The 18,105-nt window shown below is 34.2% G+C and carries 17 protein-coding genes; 12 read left to right on the forward strand and 5 right to left on the reverse strand.

What is annotated here, in order from left to right:
* Position 1 precedes the first annotated feature (1 nt).
* Positions 2-1,084 (forward strand): bifunctional 3-deoxy-7-phosphoheptulonate synthase/chorismate mutase type II, encoded by a 1,083-nt coding sequence (locus PBT89_RS03570; RefSeq protein ID WP_270063423.1) that lies wholly within the window; start codon positions 2-4, stop codon positions 1,082-1,084.
* Between the two features lie 89 nt (positions 1,085-1,173).
* Here PBT89_RS03570 and PBT89_RS03575 read toward each other — a convergent pair whose 3' ends face one another.
* Complete coding sequence (locus tag PBT89_RS03575; RefSeq protein WP_270063424.1) at positions 1,174-1,815, reverse strand: hypothetical protein; 642 nt, start codon at positions 1,813-1,815, stop codon at positions 1,174-1,176.
* 64 nt (positions 1,816-1,879) lie between these two features.
* Here PBT89_RS03575 and rsgA point away from each other — a divergent pair, with 64 nt between their 5' ends.
* From rsgA to PBT89_RS03625, 10 genes are all read left to right on the forward strand, one after another.
* Positions 1,880-2,827, forward strand: a complete 948-nt coding sequence (gene rsgA, locus PBT89_RS03580) for a ribosome small subunit-dependent GTPase A (RefSeq protein ID WP_270063425.1) — start codon at positions 1,880-1,882, stop codon at positions 2,825-2,827.
* Entirely contained in the window at positions 2,824-3,276 is a 453-nt protein-coding gene (gene dtd / locus PBT89_RS03585; protein WP_270063426.1) for a D-aminoacyl-tRNA deacylase, read from the forward strand. The genes rsgA and dtd overlap by 4 nt, the downstream gene beginning before the upstream one ends.
* A 51-nt stretch (positions 3,277-3,327) precedes the next feature.
* Entirely contained in the window at positions 3,328-5,238 is a 1,911-nt protein-coding gene (locus PBT89_RS03590; protein ID WP_270063427.1) for a DUF3857 domain-containing protein, read from the forward strand.
* Positions 5,239-5,249: 11 nt separating this feature from the next.
* Entirely contained in the window at positions 5,250-7,253 is a 2,004-nt protein-coding gene (locus tag PBT89_RS03595) for a DUF3857 domain-containing protein (RefSeq protein WP_270063428.1), read from the forward strand.
* Positions 7,222-7,548, forward strand: coding sequence for a nucleotide pyrophosphohydrolase (locus PBT89_RS03600; protein WP_270063429.1), 327 nt, complete (start codon positions 7,222-7,224; stop codon positions 7,546-7,548). The genes PBT89_RS03595 and PBT89_RS03600 overlap by 32 nt, the downstream gene beginning before the upstream one ends.
* Before the next feature lies 1 nt (position 7,549).
* On the forward strand, positions 7,550-7,813 hold the full coding sequence (locus PBT89_RS03605) for a hypothetical protein (RefSeq protein WP_270059066.1): 264 nt from the start codon (positions 7,550-7,552) through the stop codon (positions 7,811-7,813).
* Between the two features lie 15 nt (positions 7,814-7,828).
* On the forward strand, positions 7,829-9,052 hold the full coding sequence (gene aroA, locus PBT89_RS03610; RefSeq protein WP_270063430.1) for a 3-phosphoshikimate 1-carboxyvinyltransferase: 1,224 nt from the start codon (positions 7,829-7,831) through the stop codon (positions 9,050-9,052).
* A 91-nt stretch (positions 9,053-9,143) separates the two neighbouring features.
* The gene (gene queA, locus PBT89_RS03615; protein WP_270061472.1) at positions 9,144-10,193 is read left to right on the forward strand and encodes a tRNA preQ1(34) S-adenosylmethionine ribosyltransferase-isomerase QueA; all 1,050 of its coding nucleotides are present in this window, start codon (positions 9,144-9,146) and stop codon (positions 10,191-10,193) included.
* 101 nt (positions 10,194-10,294) lie between these two features.
* On the forward strand, positions 10,295-11,341 hold the full coding sequence (gene rlmN / locus PBT89_RS03620) for a 23S rRNA (adenine(2503)-C(2))-methyltransferase RlmN (RefSeq protein WP_270063431.1): 1,047 nt from the start codon (positions 10,295-10,297) through the stop codon (positions 11,339-11,341).
* Between the two features lie 43 nt (positions 11,342-11,384).
* Entirely contained in the window at positions 11,385-12,362 is a 978-nt protein-coding gene (locus PBT89_RS03625; RefSeq protein ID WP_270063432.1) for a polyprenyl synthetase family protein, read from the forward strand.
* A 39-nt stretch (positions 12,363-12,401) separates the two neighbouring features.
* On the opposite strand, the gene PBT89_RS03630 is transcribed toward PBT89_RS03625, so the two are convergent.
* The 4 genes from PBT89_RS03630 to PBT89_RS03645 form a co-directional block, all read right to left on the reverse strand.
* On the reverse strand, positions 12,402-12,644 hold the full coding sequence (locus tag PBT89_RS03630) for a hypothetical protein (RefSeq protein WP_270059062.1): 243 nt from the start codon (positions 12,642-12,644) through the stop codon (positions 12,402-12,404).
* 89 nt (positions 12,645-12,733) lie between these two features.
* Positions 12,734-12,949, reverse strand: coding sequence for a hypothetical protein (locus tag PBT89_RS03635; protein ID WP_270059061.1), 216 nt, complete (start codon positions 12,947-12,949; stop codon positions 12,734-12,736).
* Positions 12,950-12,997: 48 nt separating this feature from the next.
* Positions 12,998-13,765, reverse strand: a complete 768-nt coding sequence (locus tag PBT89_RS03640; RefSeq protein WP_270063433.1) for a TIGR03915 family putative DNA repair protein — start codon at positions 13,763-13,765, stop codon at positions 12,998-13,000.
* A complete protein-coding gene (locus tag PBT89_RS03645; protein ID WP_270063434.1) occupies positions 13,755-15,026 on the reverse strand; it encodes a putative DNA modification/repair radical SAM protein in 1,272 nt (423 codons plus the stop codon). The genes PBT89_RS03640 and PBT89_RS03645 overlap by 11 nt, the downstream gene beginning before the upstream one ends.
* 116 nt (positions 15,027-15,142) lie before the next feature.
* Between PBT89_RS03645 and PBT89_RS03650 the strand changes: the two genes are divergently transcribed.
* Positions 15,143-17,908, forward strand: a complete 2,766-nt coding sequence (locus tag PBT89_RS03650; RefSeq protein WP_270063435.1) for a helix-turn-helix and ligand-binding sensor domain-containing protein — start codon at positions 15,143-15,145, stop codon at positions 17,906-17,908.
* The last annotated feature ends 197 nt before the right edge of the window (positions 17,909-18,105 follow it).

An 18,105-nucleotide genomic window follows, 5' to 3' on the forward strand; every position in this document is an offset into this window, starting at 1 on the left:
CATGGAAAACAAGAAGGAATTAAGAAACTGGTTAGATGCATTTGGATTAGATCATCCATTGGTAATCGCTGGACCATGTAGTGCAGAAACTGAGGAGCAGGTATTAAAAATTGCTCACCAATTAAAAGATACAGATGCTACAGTTTTACGCGCCGGAATCTGGAAACCTAGAACAAGACCCGGGAATTTTGAAGGCGTAGGAGCTTTAGGTTTAAAATGGTTACAAAAAGCCAAAGAAGAAACCGGGATGTTAACTACTACAGAGGTGGCAAATCCGCATCACGTAGAGTTGGCTTTAAAACACGATGTAGATATTCTTTGGATTGGAGCAAGAACTACAGTTTCTCCTTTTATGATCCAAGAAATTGCAGATGCCCTTAAAGGAACAGATAAACCTGTTTTAATTAAGAATCCGGTAAACCCAGATTTAGCGTTATGGCTTGGTGCAGTAGAGCGCATGTATACTGCAGATATTAAAAATCTTGGAGTGATTCACAGAGGTTTCTCTAGCTACGAAAAATCAAAATACCGTAATAACCCAGAATGGCAAATTGCGATCGAATTACAAAATAAATTCCCAGATCTTCCTTTAATTTTAGATCCTTCGCACATCGCAGGGCGTCGTGATATTATTTTTGATCTTTGCCAAACTGCGCTAGATCTTAACTTCGACGGATTAATGGTAGAAACTCACTGGGATCCAGATAATGCTTGGAGTGACGCTAAACAGCAAATTACTCCGGAAACTTTAGTACAGATCATGAAAGATCTAAAAATTAGAAAGGAGATTTCTGAAAGTGAAGATTTTCAAAATAAATTAAGCAATCTAAGAACTAAAATTGATATCGCAGATAATCAATTGATCGAGCTTTTAGCGAAACGTATGAAGATTTCTGAGGAAATCGGACATGTAAAAAAGTCACAAAACGTTGCTATTCTTCAAACTAAGCGATGGAACGAGATCTTAGGAAAAATGGTTTTAGAAGGAGAGCAGGTAGGTTTAAGTGAAGAGTTTGTCTTAAAGTTATTTAAAGCTGTTCACCAGGAATCAATTAATCATCAGCAGTCAATTTTAGATAGCTAAGTATTTAAATGATTTCTTGATTTTCCAAAAATAAAGAAGGCTGTTCAGAATACCTGAACAGCCTTTCATTTTGGATTTAATATTTAAGATTACTTTGTGTAAGCCAATCTTCTTGAAGCTTTTCGCATTAGTTTATTAATAAGCTGGTCGTTAGAGCTGCCTAAGCTTCCAACAACACGTTTATTGTAATTCCAAAGTAAAACACCATCTTCAGCGTTGTTTATACTCATATTTACGGTAGCTGAGTTCGTTGTTCCCCAAAATCCAACAAGAAGCGCTAAAGCGACAGAAGCGCCTTCAGACATAGGTTTGTCGGTTTCGAATTTACCGGTTATTACAGCGTCTACATCCAAAAGCTGAGCAAGTTCTTCTGGAGTTGTAATCCCCATGTCTATTTCATTTTTCTTCAATATCGCATTGGTCTTGTTTGGATCTTGAACGTCAATTAAGAGTTTTCCACGTTTTTTTCTTTTCAGAAACCAAGAGTACATAGCGGTTTGGATAGAATGTCCTTCACCAATTTCCATTTCTTTTAATTGTTCTACAGTAATTTCTTTCATTTGTTTAGGACGAAGACTTACCTTTGCTGAAAATGGAATAATTGCAATAGACTGATGGTCTTTGGCAATAGTTTCAAAATCTGGATGCTCAAAAAGATGAGTTTGAGCTTCAACGGTTGCGCCTACTAATAAAGTAAGCGCAAGCAATAGTTTTAATGTTATTTTTTTCATTTTAAAAATAAAGATTGAGGCTGCTAATATATCTTAAAAATTTGTTAATAAACAAATTTCTTCAATGAAAGGAACGGTTTATAAATCTACAGGAAGTTGGTACCAGGTAAAGGCAGATGATGGTGTGTTTTACAACTGCCGTATCAAAGGGAAATTCCGCATAAAAGGGATCAAAAGCACCAATCCTGTTGCAGTAGGAGATAGGGTAGAAATCGATATTGATAAAGACTCAGAAGAAATTCAAGGGGTTATTAAAAAGATTGGTGAACGCGATAATTATATTATCAGGCGATCTGTAAATCTTTCTAAGCAAACACATATTATCGCTGCAAATATCGATCAGGTTTTTCTGATGGTGACTTTAAACAATCCACCAACATTTACCACGTTTATCGATCGTTTTCTGGTTACTGCTGAAGCTTATCATGTAAAAGCGGTGTTGTTGTTTAATAAGATCGATACGTATAACGAAGACGAACTTTTAGAGATTAAATTCCTCGCAAAAATGTATCGAGAAATTGGTTATGAGTGTGTTGGTATTTCAGCAAAAGCAGGGAAAAATGTCGATAAAGTAAAAGAAATGATGTTAGGGAAAACTTCGATGTTCTCTGGCCATAGCGGTACTGGTAAATCTACGTTGATAAATGCTTTAGAACCTTCTTTAAATTTAAAAACCTTAGAAATTTCAGAACAACATAAACAAGGACAGCATACTACTACTTTTGCTGAAATGTTTGATTTAAGTTTTGATGCTCGAATAATAGATACGCCGGGAATAAAAGGATTTGGAGTGGTAGATATCGAAAAAGAAGAGCTTGGCAATTATTTTCCAGAATTCTTTGAATTGAAACAAGATTGTAAATTTCATAATTGTTTGCACCTTAATGAACCAAAATGCGCCGTAAAAGATGCCTTGGAAAATGGTGAAATACCATGGTCGCGTTATAAAAGTTATTTGCAAATTATTGAAGGAGAAGATGATCCTTATCGAGTAGATCAATACAAAAAATGAGAATAGTTTTACAACGAGTAAAAAAAGCTTCGGTAAGCATCGAAAATCGATTAAATGCTGAAATAGCTAATGGACTCTTATTATTAGTTGGTATTGAAGCAGAAGATACTTCTGAGGATATAGAATGGCTGTGTCGTAAGATCGTAAATATGCGAATTTTTAATGATGAAACCGGAGTGATGAATAATTCGCTAATAGATGTTAGTGGGGATGCAATTATTGTAAGTCAGTTTACTCTACACGCCAGTACTAAGAAAGGAAATCGTCCCAGTTATATTAAAGCTGCAAAGCCAGATATTGCGATTCCGCTTTACGAAGAATTTATCGAAACTTTCGAAAGACATCTGGGTAAAAAGGTCGGTACAGGTGAGTTTGGTGCCGATATGCAGGTAGAGCTTTTAAACGACGGTCCCGTAACTATCTTAATAGATTCTAAAAATAAAAGTTAAAATATCTTAAAATTTTGATATATTGCAAAACGAAATCCATCAGTTTTTGTAATGAAATTTTTATTCTCCAGCTTAATGCTTTTCACGGGAATATTGTGTTTTGCACAAGATTCTTATCAAAGTATCGTACTTAAAAATGAACTTACCGAGCATGCAAATGCTATTTTAAGGGACGAACAGGTGCTCATCGAAATTGAAGATGTAGACGATATGACCATTACTACAAAAAGAGTGGTCACTGTTTTGAATAAATATGGCGATGATTATGTGAGAGCTTATGATTTTTACGATGATAATGATGCAAAGATAAAAAAGCAAAATGCATTGGTTTTAAATAAGTTAGGGGAAGAGGTTAAGCAATTTAAACAGCGTGATTTTAAAGATCAAAGCGCCGTAGGTTCTTCAAATTTATACTCAGATAATCGTGTAAGTTATCTTAATTATTCCCCTGCAGATTATCCCTATACGGTGGTTTACGAAAGTGAAGTAAGCATGTCGACTACCGTTTTTATAAAGGCTTTTCAGCCAATTAATAATTACTTTTTAAGTGTCGCTTCAAGCAAATATGAATTGAAAAATCCAAATCATATACCAATACGTTACGTAGAGACAAATTTGGATAGCATTCAGGTAGAAAAAAAAGTAAGTGATTTTGAGCTTACATACACCTTTAAAAATATACCAGCCTATAATTATGAACCTTACAGTCCTAAAGTTGCAAATATGGCACCAATGGTAAAGGTTGCTTTAAATGATTTTAGCTTAATGGGTGTTGAGGGAAGTGCAAGTGAATGGAGTACTTTTGGGAAATGGCAATTTGAAAATCTTTTAAAAGGAAGAGATGAGCTTAATGCTAATACTATTGCTGAAGTTTCAGAACTGGTAAAGGATGCCGCCAATGACTACGAGAAAGCTAAGATGATTTACGAATATATGCAAAGTAAAACCCGCTATATAAGCGTACAGCTTGGTATAGGTGGTTGGGAACCGATTTTGGCTAGCGAAGTAGATCGTGTAGGATATGGCGATTGCAAAGGCTTAACCAATTATACAAAGGCTTTGCTATCTTCACAGGGTATTAAGTCTAATTACGCTGTAGTTTACGCCGGTAACGAGCAAAAAGATATCGATCCGGGATTCGCATCGATGCAGGGAAACCATGTGATCTTAAATATTCCTAATATTGCAGAAGATGATGTTTGGTTAGAATGTACAAGCCAATCAATGCCTTTTAACTATTTGGGTGATTTTACCGATAATCGTCATGTTCTTTTAATAAAGGAAGAAGGTGGGGAAATTGTAAAAACACCACAATATACATGTCAAAAAAATCTTGAAGAGACATTTTGTAAAATCGAGCTTTCAGAAGATTCCTTCACGGCAACTGTGAAGCGGGAGAGTAAAGGGATTTCATACGGTAATAACTATCATATTCAAAATCAAAAAGAAAAGGATAAAAATATATACTATAAAGAGATTTTAGGGAATTTGCCTGGTATTCATATCAATACGTTGAATTTTGAAAATAACAAGGATCAAGTTAGCTTTTCAGAACAATTGGATTTTAGTGGTAAAAAATTTCACACCACGGCTGGGAACCGAATTTTACTTCCATTAAATTTTATACAGCCTGAAATTGATGCTGTAACTAGAGATGAAGATAGAAAGTATCCTATAGAAATATTGCGGGGCTTTACAAATAAAGATCAATTTGATTTTAAAATTCCAGAAGCCTATACGATAGAAGCTTTACCAGATGCTATAAATATTGAAACCGATTTTGGCAAGTTTAGTTTTTCAGTTGAGGTTGCTGATGATGATCCCAGACTTCTTCAGGTTAAGCGATCTATAACTATAAATGAAGGCAAGTGGTCTCCAAATCAATTTAGTGATTTTAGAGAATTTTTAAATAAGATCAATATTTTAAGTAATCAAAAAGCTGTCTTGGTTAAAAACGGCTAAAACCTATAATTATGCTCTCAAAATTTTATCTTTTAGTTGCATTTCTAATCATAGGAAACGCAATGCAGGCTCAGAATTACAAATTTGGAAAAGTTTCTGAAGAAGAAGTTGCAGAGACTGAACATCCTTCAGACAAAGAAGCTAATGCAGCTTATCTTTATAAAAAACAATATACGTACTACGACTATAACAGTAATAATGGTCTATCGTTAGTAACTAAATATCGCTATCGTATAAAAATTTATAATGAAGATGGATTTGATTGGGCAACTGTGAACTTAACAAAACACATTAGCGGTAATGATGAAGAAGAAATTTACGGTTTAAAAGGATTTACTTATAATTTGCAAGATGGAAAACTTGTTGAAGAAAAATTGAGAAAGGATGAAATTTTCCAAGAGGAAACGTCTAAATATCGCGAATCAGTGAAATTCACAATGCCTTCTTTAAAGCCGGGTAGCGTGGTAGAATTTCAATATGAAAAAAGATCTCCATTTTTAACCTCTTTAGATGAGACAGAATTGCAGGCTAGAATACCAACTAAGAAACTGGATGTGAAAATTGAAATACCAGAATTTTTTGGTTTTGTGGCTCATTATAATCAACTCTCTTCACTATTTTTTCCAATAAAGAAAAATAATGAGCAATACAATATGCATGCGCAGACCACTAAATATATGCAAACGGTTTATGAAATATCCGAGGAAAACATTCCTGCGTTGAAAGAAGAGGTATATATCGATTATTTAGACAATTATGCTGCAAGTATTAAGTGGGAGTTGCAGTATACTAAATTTCCAGATACTCCAATGGAATATTTTAGTGCTAATTGGGACGATGTAGCTAAATCTATTTATGATGAAGGAGGTTTTGCAAGTGAGCTTAGAAAAAGTAGTTTTTTTAAAGATGATCTTGAAGCTTTGTTGCAGGGTATAGATAAACTTCAAGATAAGATTTTCGCAATTTATAATTTTGTGAAATCTAAAGTGGTTTGGAATGACTATATAGGTTTTATTGCGGAAAATGGTATTCGTAAAGCGTATAAAGACGGAAGTGGAAATACTGGCGATATAAATTTATTGCTTACTGCGATGCTTAGATACGCTGGTTTGAATGCAGACCCTGTATTAGTAAGCACAAAAAGTAACGGAATACCTGTTTTTCCAACAAGATCTGGTTTTAATTATGTAATTACCAGTGTAGATTTCGATGGCCAAATAATTTTATTAGATGCGACAGATCTTAACGCAGCACCAGGGCAGTTACCAGAGAGAGCTAGAAACTGGCAGGGTAGAATTATTAAAGATGATGGTAAGTCTGGCTGGGTTTCTCTATTGCCTAACTACAGTTCTTTAAAGAGAAATTTCATAAATATTAAGATTACTGAAGATTTTAAAATCAAAGGTAAGTATACAGGAATGTATAGTCAATTTGTAGCAAAAAGTTATCGTGATAAATACAAAGGTGTCGACGAAGAAAATTATAAACAACTTTTACAGGAAGATAAGGGTGATATCGTTATTACCGATATTAAAAAAGAAAATGTTAAGAAAGTAGGGGCAGATATAAAAGAAAGTTATCAATTTGAATTGAATCATGGCGTAGAGGTTATTGGAGATAATATTTATTTTAACCCTCTTTTATTTTTAGCTGAAAAAGAAAATCCTTTCAAAGCAGACGAGAGAACGTATCCTATATATATGGATTTTCCTGTAAATTATGTTTCGGTAATCAATTTTATGGTTCCAGAAGGCTATGAGTTGGAATCTATGCCAGAAAGTACCATTGTCAATATAAACGAAGACGGCGCTGTTTTTAAGTTTATAATTAATAAGAGCGCAAATTTCCTAAGATTAGAATCTTCAATCCTTTTAAATAAGTCTATTTATCCAGCTGAAGATTATGCTCATCTAAAAAACTTTTTCGATGAAATTGTGAGTAAACATTCAGAAGCTATAGTTTTGTCTAAAATTGAAAAAAGCGATGAATCTACAGAACTCACAAAAAGCCGTTGATACCTGGATTAAAGAACACGGGGTACGATATTTTAACGAATTAACCAATATGGCGCAGCTAACTGAAGAAGTTGGCGAAGTAGCTCGTATAATTGCGCGTCGTTATGGGGAACAAAGCGAAAAAGAAAGCGATAAGAATAAAGACCTTGGCGAGGAACTTGCAGATGTTATGTTTGTAGTTTTATGTCTTGCCAACCAAACAGGGGTAGATCTTCAGGAAGCTTTTGATAAAAAGTTAGATATTAAAACCAAACGAGATCATAACAGACATCATAATAACGAAAAACTGAAATAGTATGAAGTTTAAAGAAATTATGTCCAGTAAAAAATACTGGAAGTCTGTAGCTATTTTGGGCTTTTTATTTGTTTTAATTTATAATGTTGTGATGATGGTTATCGATTATGGAGGATTTGCCTTTAAAGATTACTATCAAGAGAAGATGGCAGACGGTAAAATGATTACTTTTGTTATAGGTCAGATTGTAGGAATGATTGTTTATGGGATGATTGTATCATACGGGCAGTTCCGCAGAAAAGATAAAGACCAACTAAAAAAATAATCAACTTTACTTTCTATGAAATTTAAAGTAAACCATTCAGAAAAAAATATAAAAGGAACTCTGCAAATCACAGGATCCAAAAGTGAATCTAATCGCTTACTAATTATAGAGTCATTATTCAATAATCTTGAGATTACAAATCTTTCGAATAGTGACGACTCTCAGGTAATGAAAAAGGCTTTGGCTTCTAACGAAGTTGAGGTCGATATTCATCATGCAGGTACCGCCATGCGTTTTCTTACCGCTTATTTTGCTGTTAAGGAAGGTAGAGAGACAGTTTTAACCGGTAGTAAGCGTATGCAGGAGCGGCCAATAAAATTATTGGTAGAAGCGCTTCGATCTATGGGAGCTGAAATTACCTACGAAAAAAACGAAGGATATCCACCAATTCGAATTCAAGGTAAAAAACTTCAGGCAAATTCGGTTAGTTTACAGGCAAATATAAGTAGCCAGTATATTTCAGCATTAATGCTTATTGGGGCTTCACTTCCGCAGGGATTAACCATAAATCTTGAAGGCCAAGTAACCAGCGCACCATATATCCTAATGACGCTAGAGATGCTTCAGCGTTCGGGTATTCAGGGAAGTTTTGAAGGGAATACTATTAAAATTGAAGCTTGCTCAACATTAAGTCCTAAAACTATTCCGGTAGAATCAGATTGGAGTTCAGCGTCCTATTTTTATAGCATAGCTGCCTTATGTGAAGAAGCTGAAATTAATTTATCGAATTATAGAGAAGAAAGTTTACAGGGAGATTCTTGTTTGGCTAAAATTTATAAGCAGTTTGGGGTGAAAACTAGTTTCGGTGAAAATAGCATTACCCTTAAAAAATCGAAATGTTCGAAGCCCGCAAGTATCGCGGAAGATCTTAGAAATTCGCCAGACATTGCACAAACTATAGCAGTTACTTGTCTGGGCTTGGGAGTGGGATGTAAACTTACAGGATTACACACGCTTAAAATCAAGGAAACCGACCGTTTAGTAGCGCTTAAAAACGAAATAGAGAAATTGGGTGGAGAAGTTGTAATCTCCAAAGATCATTTAGAATTACTTCCTTCAAAAAGCTTAAAAGAAAATATTGAAATTGCAACTTACAACGATCATCGCATGGCAATGGCTTTTGCACCAATAGCTTTAAAAGTTCCTGTGATTATTGACGATGCAATGGTGGTATCAAAGAGTTATCCCGATTTTTATAATGATTTAGAAAGCTTAAAATTTGTGGTAGAAAAGGCTTAATTAAATTAAATTCTCAAATAATGTCGCAATTACTTGACAACCCCTGTTTTGAGGTTGTATATTTGCAGCCTTTAAAATTTCAAATATGGGAATGAAACTTTCAAACTTCAACTTCGAACTTCCGCCAGAATTACTTGCTGAGTATCCGGCTGAAAATAGAGATGAAGCGCGCCTAATGGTTCTTAACCGAAAAGAGCAAACTATAGAGCACAAACAATTTAAAGATCTTATTAGTTATTTTGAGCCAGAAGATGTGATGGTTTTAAATAATACAAAGGTTTTTCCCGCTCGTTTGTATGGGAACAAAGAAAAGACCGGTGCCAGAATTGAAGTTTTCTTGTTGAGAGAATTAAATCCTGAAACTAAACTGTGGGATGTTTTAGTAGATCCTGCACGTAAAATTAGAATTGGGAATAAACTTTATTTTGGAGACGACGAAAGTTTAGTTGCCGAGGTAATCGATAATACCACTTCTAGAGGAAGAACATTACGTTTTCTTTACGATGGGTCTTACGAAGATTTCAGAAGAAAATTAAAAGAGCTTGGGGAAACACCGCTTCCTAAATATATAAAAAGAGATGTGCAGCCTGAAGATCAGGAGCGCTATCAAACTATTTATGCAAAAGAAGAAGGAGCTGTTGCAGCACCAACGGCAGGACTGCATTTTTCTAAGCACCTACTTAAACGTTTAGAAATTAAAGGCGTTAATTTTGCTGAAGTTACTCTTCACGTAGGTTTAGGGACCTTTAGCCCAGTTGAAGTAGAAGATCTTAGTAAACATAAGATGGATAGTGAAGAAGCATTTATAAAAGGTGATGCTGTAAATACCATTAATAAAGCTAAAAACGAAAAGCGTAAAATTTGTGCAGTTGGTACTACCGTAATGCGCGTTTTAGAAAGTTCAGTTTCTTCTAATCAAACTTTAAACGAATTTGGTGGATGGACAAATAAATTTATTTTCCCTCCTTACGATTTTAGTATCGCTAATTGTATGGTGACAAACTTCCATACTCCAAAATCGACATTAATGATGATGATTTCTGCTTTTGCTGGTCATGATTTTATGATGAGAGCTTACGAAGAAGCAGTAAAAGAAAAATATAGATTCTATACTTATGGCGATGCCATGTTAATTATATAAGTAATTAGAATATCAATTAAAAAGCCGCAATTATTTCAATTGTGGCTTTTTGCATTTAATGAGGTAATAAATTATCCTTAGAATCTTTGTAATTTTGTAGCGTGGAAAAGAAGAAAAAAGATATACGAGCATTAACCAAAATACAACTGCAAGAGTTTTTTGTAGAAAACGGAGACAAATCTTTTAGAGGATCGCAAGTCTACGAATGGCTTTGGAATAAGGGAGCGCATAGTTTTGACGAAATGACGAACATTTCTAAACAAACGCGAGCAATGCTATCTAATAATTTTGTGATCAACCACATTCGCGTCGATCAAATGCAGCGAAGTAGTGATGGCACCATTAAAAATGCTGTAAAATTACATGATAATCTTACCGTAGAATCTGTTCTAATTCCCACAGCCAAGCGTACAACGGCTTGTGTGTCTTCTCAGGTAGGATGTAGTCTCGATTGTCAATTTTGCGCAACAGCGCGTTTAAAACGTATGCGGAATTTGAATCCGGACGAAATTTACGATCAGGTTGTCGCTATTGATAATGAAAGTAGATTATATTTTGACCGTCCTTTGAGCAATATTGTATTTATGGGTATGGGAGAACCGCTTATGAATTATAATAATGTAATGAAAGCTGTAGATAAAATCACCTCAGATGAAGGCTTAGGAATGTCTGCAAAACGAATTACGATTTCTACCTCTGGAGTTCCTAAAATGATTAAGAAACTGGCAGATGACGAAGCCAGAATAAAACTAGCAGTGTCTTTGCATGCCGCAACCGATGAGGTTCGCACAAAGATTATGCCTTTTAATGAAACCTTTCCATTAGAAGACCTAAGAGAATCCTTAGAATATTGGTACTCCAAAACGAGGAGTAGAATAACTTACGAATATATTGTTTGGAGAGATGTGAATGATACTCGTAAAGATGCAATGGCTTTAGTTAGATTCTGCAAATATGTTCCGTGTAAAGTGAACTTAATCGAATATAATCCTATCGATGATGGTGATTTTCAGCAAGCTTCTTCACAAGCTACAGATATGTATCAAAATTTATTAGAACAAAATGGAATCACGGTAACCGTTCGTCGTTCTCGCGGTAAAGATATCGATGCTGCATGTGGACAGTTAGCAAATAAATCGGCGTCTTAATTTAACTTCAATTTTTCCGAAATAACCTATCTTTGGGCTCTTTATGAAGATAATCTCTCAAATAAAACTTCCTGTTGAAAAGGAAATGGAACTTTTTGAAAAGAAGTTCTTCCAATCGATGTCTTCACAAGTAGCGTTACTTAACAGGATCACACATTACATCGTAAATCGAAAAGGGAAGCAAATGCGTCCCATGTTTGTGTTTTTGGTAGCTAAGATGGTTTCCGAAGGGAAAGTGAATGAGCGCACTTATCGTGGAGCTTCTGTAATTGAATTAATTCATACTGCTACATTAGTGCATGATGATGTTGTGGACGATAGTAACCGTCGGCGTGGATTTTTCAGTATAAATGCACTTTGGAAAAATAAAATTGCAGTGCTGGTTGGAGATTATTTATTGTCAAAAGGATTATTGCTTTCTATAGATAATAACGACTTTGATTTGCTTAAAATTATTTCGGTAGCGGTGCGGGAGATGAGTGAAGGCGAATTATTGCAAATTGAAAAAGCCCGTCGCTTGGATATTACAGAAGAAGTTTACTACGAAATAATAAGGCAAAAAACAGCAACCTTGATTGCGGCTTGTTGTAGTTTGGGAGCTGCTTCAGTAAAACCAGATTCTGAAGATGTAGAAGAAATGCGACGATTTGGAGAGCTTATAGGGATGGCATTTCAGATTAAAGATGATTTATTTGATTACGGTGATGATAAAATAGGCAAACCTACAGGTATTGATATTAAGGAACAGAAAATGACATTGCCTTTGATTTATGCGTTGAATAATTCAGATAAGAAAGAAAAGGCGTGGGTGATTAATTCGATTAAAAATCACAATAAAGATAAAAAACGCGTAAAAGAAGTTATTACGTTTGTGAAGAAAAAGGGAGGATTGGATTATGCGACTAAAAGAATGGAAGCCTTTCAGGAAGAGGCTTTAAAAATCCTTAAAAACTATCCGCAATCTCAATTTAAAGATTCTCTAGAGCTAATGGTAAATTATGTGATAGAAAGAAAAAAATAAAGGCTTCAAATTTTGAAGCCTTTATTTTTGTTTCGATTTTTACATATCGTCGTTAGCCTCTTCGCCGTTGATATCATCGGTTTCATGAATTTCTTCATCTACCTCTTCTTTAACTTTATCGGCTCCTCTTTCAATTTTCTCTCCAGCTTTTTCTACGTTGTCTTCGATATCTTCGCCAATGGCTTCTACCGCTTCCTCTGTTTTTTCTCCAGTGGATTCTCTACATGAATATAGTGATAAAGCGAAAATAGCAACAAATAATGCTAAAATTTGTTTTTTCATGATTAATATAGTTTAATGATAAATTAAAATGGCTAAAAAAAGCCACTACAGAGAGTGGCTTTTGTTTTTCTTTTCACAGTAAGTGAAAATTACATATCGTCGTTGTTCTCTACTTCATCTTCAATTTCTTGACCAGCCTCTTCTACAGCATCTTCAGTATCTTCGGCAGCGTCTTCAACGCCATCTTCGATATCGTCACCCATTTGTTCCATATTTTCCTCAGCATTCTCTTCAGTAGTTTCTCTACAAGAATACATTGAAATTGTCATTGTTGCTACAGCAAATAATAAAAATAATCTTTTCATCGTTATAATGTTTAATTAGTTGAACAAGCAAATTTAAACTATTTTTTATTACATGACAGTGGTCTTTTCCGTTAAATATTTCCAATAACGTTTAGGGACATGTTGAAGGTGTAATTTAGAGTTTTTTCGAGATTTTATATTGGTTGAGGTGAAATATGATTTCCATAATTTTTGAAAGCTAATTTCTTCATTATGGAGGATATCGGCTTCATTTTTTGAATTATTGTTAAAATTGAGGCTTATAGGTTCTACTTTTTTTAAATTATAATAAAGGCCGAATTTGCGTTTTTCATCATAAATTATCCATTTTTGATCGGCATATCGGTTCTTAAAATGTTTTAAAATCAGGGGTAAAACGTTAAAATCTGGGGCTATTTTTGCAAAAAATATTCCATCTTTTAGCATTTCGAATCTAATAAAAGCTTCCATTCTATGCTTTTCGCGTCCTACTTTTCGATCGATCTGCGCAATTTTTAAGATCGGTGGATAGGAGAAATCATCGGAAAGATCAGTTTTATGTTTGAAAATATGCTGAAAAAAAGCTACAATATCAATTTCAATTCCGGGGATTTCTGAAAGGAAAGATCTATAAATACGATGTACCGCTTTTTTAGACGTGTACGATTGAAAGCTTTGCAGTACTCTTTTTGATTTTTCAGTATCTGTATATATAAGTTCTTTCTCAGCGAAAAAGTCGGGTTTTTCGTTTCCTTCAGGATGAATGTTAAAATCCACAATTTTTTCTTCATATATCTGGAATATACATGTGAGCAACCCCTGAAAGGTGCCATCATAAATAAGAATTTTATGAGGCATGATCAAATAAATTTAATTGCGTAGAATAGGCTTTTCTGAACTTGCTCGAACTTGTTTTTATAATCTTAGATTTAATTTGCTCTGCAGTTAGATCTTTTTTCTCCCATAATCGCGAATCACAAACAATAAAATATTTTGCACGATTTAGTGCAACACCAATAGCTTTAAGATGTTCCCAGTTTAGTTTTCGATATTTTCTAGCCTGTAAAATTTTAAAAACCGATCGCATCCCTAAACCGGGCACCCTTGCCAACATAGATTTGTCGGCATAATTAATATTGATTGGAAATAAGTGCTGATTCCTAAGGGCCCAACTTAATTTTGGGTCTATATCTAAATCTAAATTGGGATGATTTGTGTTTAATAGTTCCCTTACGTCAAAACCGTAGAAACGCAGAAGCCAATCGGTTTGGTATAATCTGTTTTCTCGTAGCATAGGCACCTGAGAGGTGATTGCAGGGAGTCTAGGGTCTACCGCAACAGGAACATATCCTGAATAATAAACTCTCTTCATATTGTATTTTTTATAATAGTAATGAGCAGAGTACATGATATCGCGGTCACTTTCTCCCGTTGCGCCAACGATCATTTGTGTACTTTGGCCCGCCGGCGCATACTTAGGCGTACTGCGTATCAACTTACGGTCTTCTTTAAACTGAATAATTTCATTTTTGACCTTCTCCATCGGTTTGGTGAAATCCTCATGCTTTTTTTCCGGAGCAAGTAGTTTTAAGCCCGAAACTGTAGGCACTTCAATATTTACACTTAAACGATCGGCATAGAGACCTGCTTCATACATTAACTCATCACTAGCGCCGGGAATAGATTTTAGATGAATATAGCCATTAAAGTTTTCTTCTTCTCTTAATTTTTTAGCCACTCTAATTAAGCGCTCCATAGTATGATCTGGACTTTTAAAAATGCCGGAACTAAGAAAAAGCCCTTCTATATAATTTCGTCTATAAAAGTTGATTGTTAAATCGACCACTTCCTGCACCTTAAAAGCAGCTCGTTTAATATCGTTACTTCTTCTAGTAACGCAATATGCACAATCAAAAATACAATGATTAGTAAGTAATATTTTAAGCAAAGAGACACAGCGACCATCCTCTGTATAACTGTGGCAAATTCCCATTCCAGAAGAATCTCCTAAGCCATTATTCTTATTTTTCCGATTACTTCCGCTGCTAGAGCATGAGACATCGTACTTAGCAGCATCAGCTAAAATTTCCAGCTTCTCATTTATTCTTTCGAAATTCATACTCTTCTTTTTTCAAAAATAGGAATAAATCCTATTGTAAGGATATATTCCAATGTTAAATATTTACCTAGGTGATTTTGGCTTAAATTATTTAATTTTTGTTGTAATTTTGAGACATGAAATACATTAACCCTACTTGCTCAAATAGAATTTTTATAAACTTTCTATTGTTTTTCAATTTATTGTTGCTCAGTATTTTAAATACCAAAGTTTCTACTGCACAGCAATTAAATCCACCTATACAAAATTATACTTCATTCGAATACAGTGCGGCTAGTCAAAATTGGGATTTATCAATAGATGAACGCGGAATTATATACAGTGCGAACAACAAAGGTCTTTTAGTTTTTAATGGTTTAAAATGGAAAATTTTCAATTTAGAAAGTGGTTCCATAATTCGTTCTGTTTTTGCGTATAAAGATAGAGTGTATACAGGGTCATATTTGGAGTTTGGCTATTGGAAACGGAACTCTAAAGGTGCTTTTGTCTATCATTCTTTAAAACATCTTTTTAAAGACATAGAACTTAGTAATGAAGAATTTTGGGGTATTAAACAATATCATGGCAATATCTATTTTCGATCTTTCGCAGGGTTATATAAATATAATGGTGAGGAAATAGTAAAGATTGAAAGTGGTGTTTTTACCAGTATGATATTGTTCAAAGATCGGTTGTTTGTCGCTAAGGGCAGGGATGGTTTGTTTACAGTAGATATGAATGATAAATTGACTCATTTTGAACCTTCAGAAATAATTCAAAATACTATTGCGGATATAATTGTTCATAATAAGAAATTAATTGTGGGCTCTAAAGATCGGTTATATCAGTTAGATGAAGAGCTCAATCAGTTTCAACTAATTAGTACTGAGGTAAATGATTTTATCAGTAGAGCTGAACTTAATAAACTTAGTTCTTTGTCAAGTAAAGTTTTAGTAGTAGGAACTTTAAAAAATGGTTTTTTAACTTGGGATAGTGATACTGGCAAGATCCAAACATTTGATAGAACAAACGGCTTGCAAAACAACACCATTCTTTCTATGGACGTCTTCAATGGAAATTTGTGGCTTGGTCTTGATAATGGGATTGATAGGGTAGAGGTTGGATCTCCAATAAACTTTTATACAGATAGTTATGGAGAACTGGGTACTGTTTATGATATGATTAAAGAAGAAGATCATTTTTTCCTTGCTAGTAATACAGGTGTCTATTATTTAGATGATGAAGGTCTCAAATTACTTAAGGGTGCCGAAGGTCACTCTTGGAATCTAACTAAAACAAAAAACAGGATTATAAGTAATAGTAATGCTGCGACTTTTCAGATATATAAAGACCGAGCTGTTGCTTTAGATAATTCTACGGGAAGTTTTGAAAGTGAATTGTCCCCTAACAAAGATTTTTGGATAGGAACTTATACCGGTTTAGCGAAGCTGAGTGATACCGCTTTCACTCGCTTCGAAAAACTGGATTTTCCGGTTAAAAAGATTGTGTTTGAAAATGAACGGGTCTTATGGGCGGCACACCCTTACGAAGGAATTTATAGGATTAGCCTGAGCGAAGATTTAAAAGAAACAACTGAAGTATATTCATTACCAAGTTCAGATAGTCTGCAGTTTTTTAATCCTGAAATTTATAAGATTAATAATCAAATTGCGGTTTATTCTAATTCAAAATGGTATCGATATAATTCATTTTTAGATAAATTAGAAATTTTTGATGAATTGAAGCACCTTAATTCAAATCGACTTTTAGAAGAACGGAATGGTTATTATTGGTTCATAAATGCTAAGAATAATGATTTGGTGTATACAGATCTTAAGAACCAAAATCTCATTTTGCCTTCCCATAGATTAGAAGATCGATTAGTTAAGGATTATGAGAATATTATCTCCACTTCAGATTCCATATATTATGTTACTCTTAAAGATGGTTTCGCAAAATTAAATATTAAAGGTTTACAACAAGAGCAAAAAAAGGTATTTATAGCGAAGCCTTATGTAGCAGGTCTAGATGGCGTGAAATTAGAATATGATATAGTTGAGCATCCCGATATTGCCTTCGAGGATGCTAAATTCCTAACTTTTGATATAGGTTATCCACTTTCTGATTCTCAGAATATTCAATATCGTTTAATAGGTAACGACACGGTAAACGGGCTCTTGGATAGTGGGAATTTAGAATTTCAGAATTTATCTTCTGGTGAATATGAATTGCAACTGCAACCCGTTGGCAGTGAAAAGGAAAAGATTGAAACATTTAATTTTAGAGTGCTTCCGCCATGGTATTTATCAACTATAATGAAGATAGTTTACTTTCTCTTTTTTGTGTTCTTAACAACGCTAATCTACTGGTACAATCGAAAACGCTTAAAAAAGCACCGTATTCTTATAGAACAGAAATTTGAAAAAGAGCATAATGAACGAATTAATCGTTTGGAAAAAGAGCGTTTGATGGATGAGATCGACATGAAACGCAAAGAATTGGCGAATACAACCATGATCGCTGCTAAGAAGAATGAAGTGCTTATGGAAATTCAGGGTGAATTGAATAAAGATAAGTCTAAAATGAATGAGTATCGCTTAAAGAACATAATGACTAAAATTAATGCTGCGATAAAAAACAAAGACGAGTGGCAGGTTTTTGAAACCAATTTTAATGAAATACACGAAGATTTCTTTAAAGATATTCTAGAGGTTTATCCAGCCTTAACGAGCAAGGATTTAAAATTATGCTCTTATCTAAAAATGAATCTTACTTCAAAAGAAATTGCTCCACTAATGGGAATTTCAGTAAGGGGCGTAGAAGTACATCGATATCGCTTAAGAAAGAAAATGGATTTGGATAAAAACGAGAATCTAACAAACTATCTTATTAAAAATTTCTAAATTTTTAAAAATTCACGCTTAATTTTCTAATTTATTACTACTACAACACTACATCACTGCTGTATTTTGCCCTTTAAATTTTACTACAAAATGTATTTATAGTGCTGATTTTTAGAAGTTTAAAAATATAATTCTCTTGATGTAGTAGATGTGTACTATATCGTTTGCGTTGTTTTTGGTTCTAAAGCTATATTTCG

This window comes from Zunongwangia sp. HRR-M8 (assembly GCF_027594405.1).
GTDB lineage: Bacteria > Bacteroidota > Bacteroidia > Flavobacteriales > Flavobacteriaceae > Zunongwangia.

Bases quoted from the DNA above. Each gene is read 5' to 3' on its own strand.
- PBT89_RS03570 (WP_270063423.1), top strand. From the start codon at position 2: ATGGAAAACAAGAAGGAATTAAGAAACTGGTTAGATGCATTTGGATTA.
- PBT89_RS03575 (WP_270063424.1), bottom strand. From the start codon at position 1,815: ATGAAAAAAATAACATTAAAACTATTGCTTGCGCTTACTTTATTAGTA.
- rsgA (WP_270063425.1), top strand. From the start codon at position 1,880: ATGAAAGGAACGGTTTATAAATCTACAGGAAGTTGGTACCAGGTAAAG.
- dtd (WP_270063426.1), top strand. From the start codon at position 2,824: ATGAGAATAGTTTTACAACGAGTAAAAAAAGCTTCGGTAAGCATCGAA.
- PBT89_RS03590 (WP_270063427.1), top strand. From the start codon at position 3,328: ATGAAATTTTTATTCTCCAGCTTAATGCTTTTCACGGGAATATTGTGT.
- PBT89_RS03595 (WP_270063428.1), top strand. From the start codon at position 5,250: ATGCTCTCAAAATTTTATCTTTTAGTTGCATTTCTAATCATAGGAAAC.
- PBT89_RS03600 (WP_270063429.1), top strand. From the start codon at position 7,222: ATGAATCTACAGAACTCACAAAAAGCCGTTGATACCTGGATTAAAGAA.
- PBT89_RS03605 (WP_270059066.1), top strand. From the start codon at position 7,550: ATGAAGTTTAAAGAAATTATGTCCAGTAAAAAATACTGGAAGTCTGTA.
- aroA (WP_270063430.1), top strand. From the start codon at position 7,829: ATGAAATTTAAAGTAAACCATTCAGAAAAAAATATAAAAGGAACTCTG.
- queA (WP_270061472.1), top strand. From the start codon at position 9,144: ATGAAACTTTCAAACTTCAACTTCGAACTTCCGCCAGAATTACTTGCT.
- PBT89_RS03625 (WP_270063432.1), top strand. From the start codon at position 11,385: ATGAAGATAATCTCTCAAATAAAACTTCCTGTTGAAAAGGAAATGGAA.
- PBT89_RS03630 (WP_270059062.1), bottom strand. From the start codon at position 12,644: ATGAAAAAACAAATTTTAGCATTATTTGTTGCTATTTTCGCTTTATCA.
- PBT89_RS03635 (WP_270059061.1), bottom strand. From the start codon at position 12,949: ATGAAAAGATTATTTTTATTATTTGCTGTAGCAACAATGACAATTTCA.
- PBT89_RS03640 (WP_270063433.1), bottom strand. From the start codon at position 13,765: ATGCCTCATAAAATTCTTATTTATGATGGCACCTTTCAGGGGTTGCTC.
- PBT89_RS03645 (WP_270063434.1), bottom strand. From the start codon at position 15,026: ATGAATTTCGAAAGAATAAATGAGAAGCTGGAAATTTTAGCTGATGCT.
- PBT89_RS03650 (WP_270063435.1), top strand. From the start codon at position 15,143: ATGAAATACATTAACCCTACTTGCTCAAATAGAATTTTTATAAACTTT.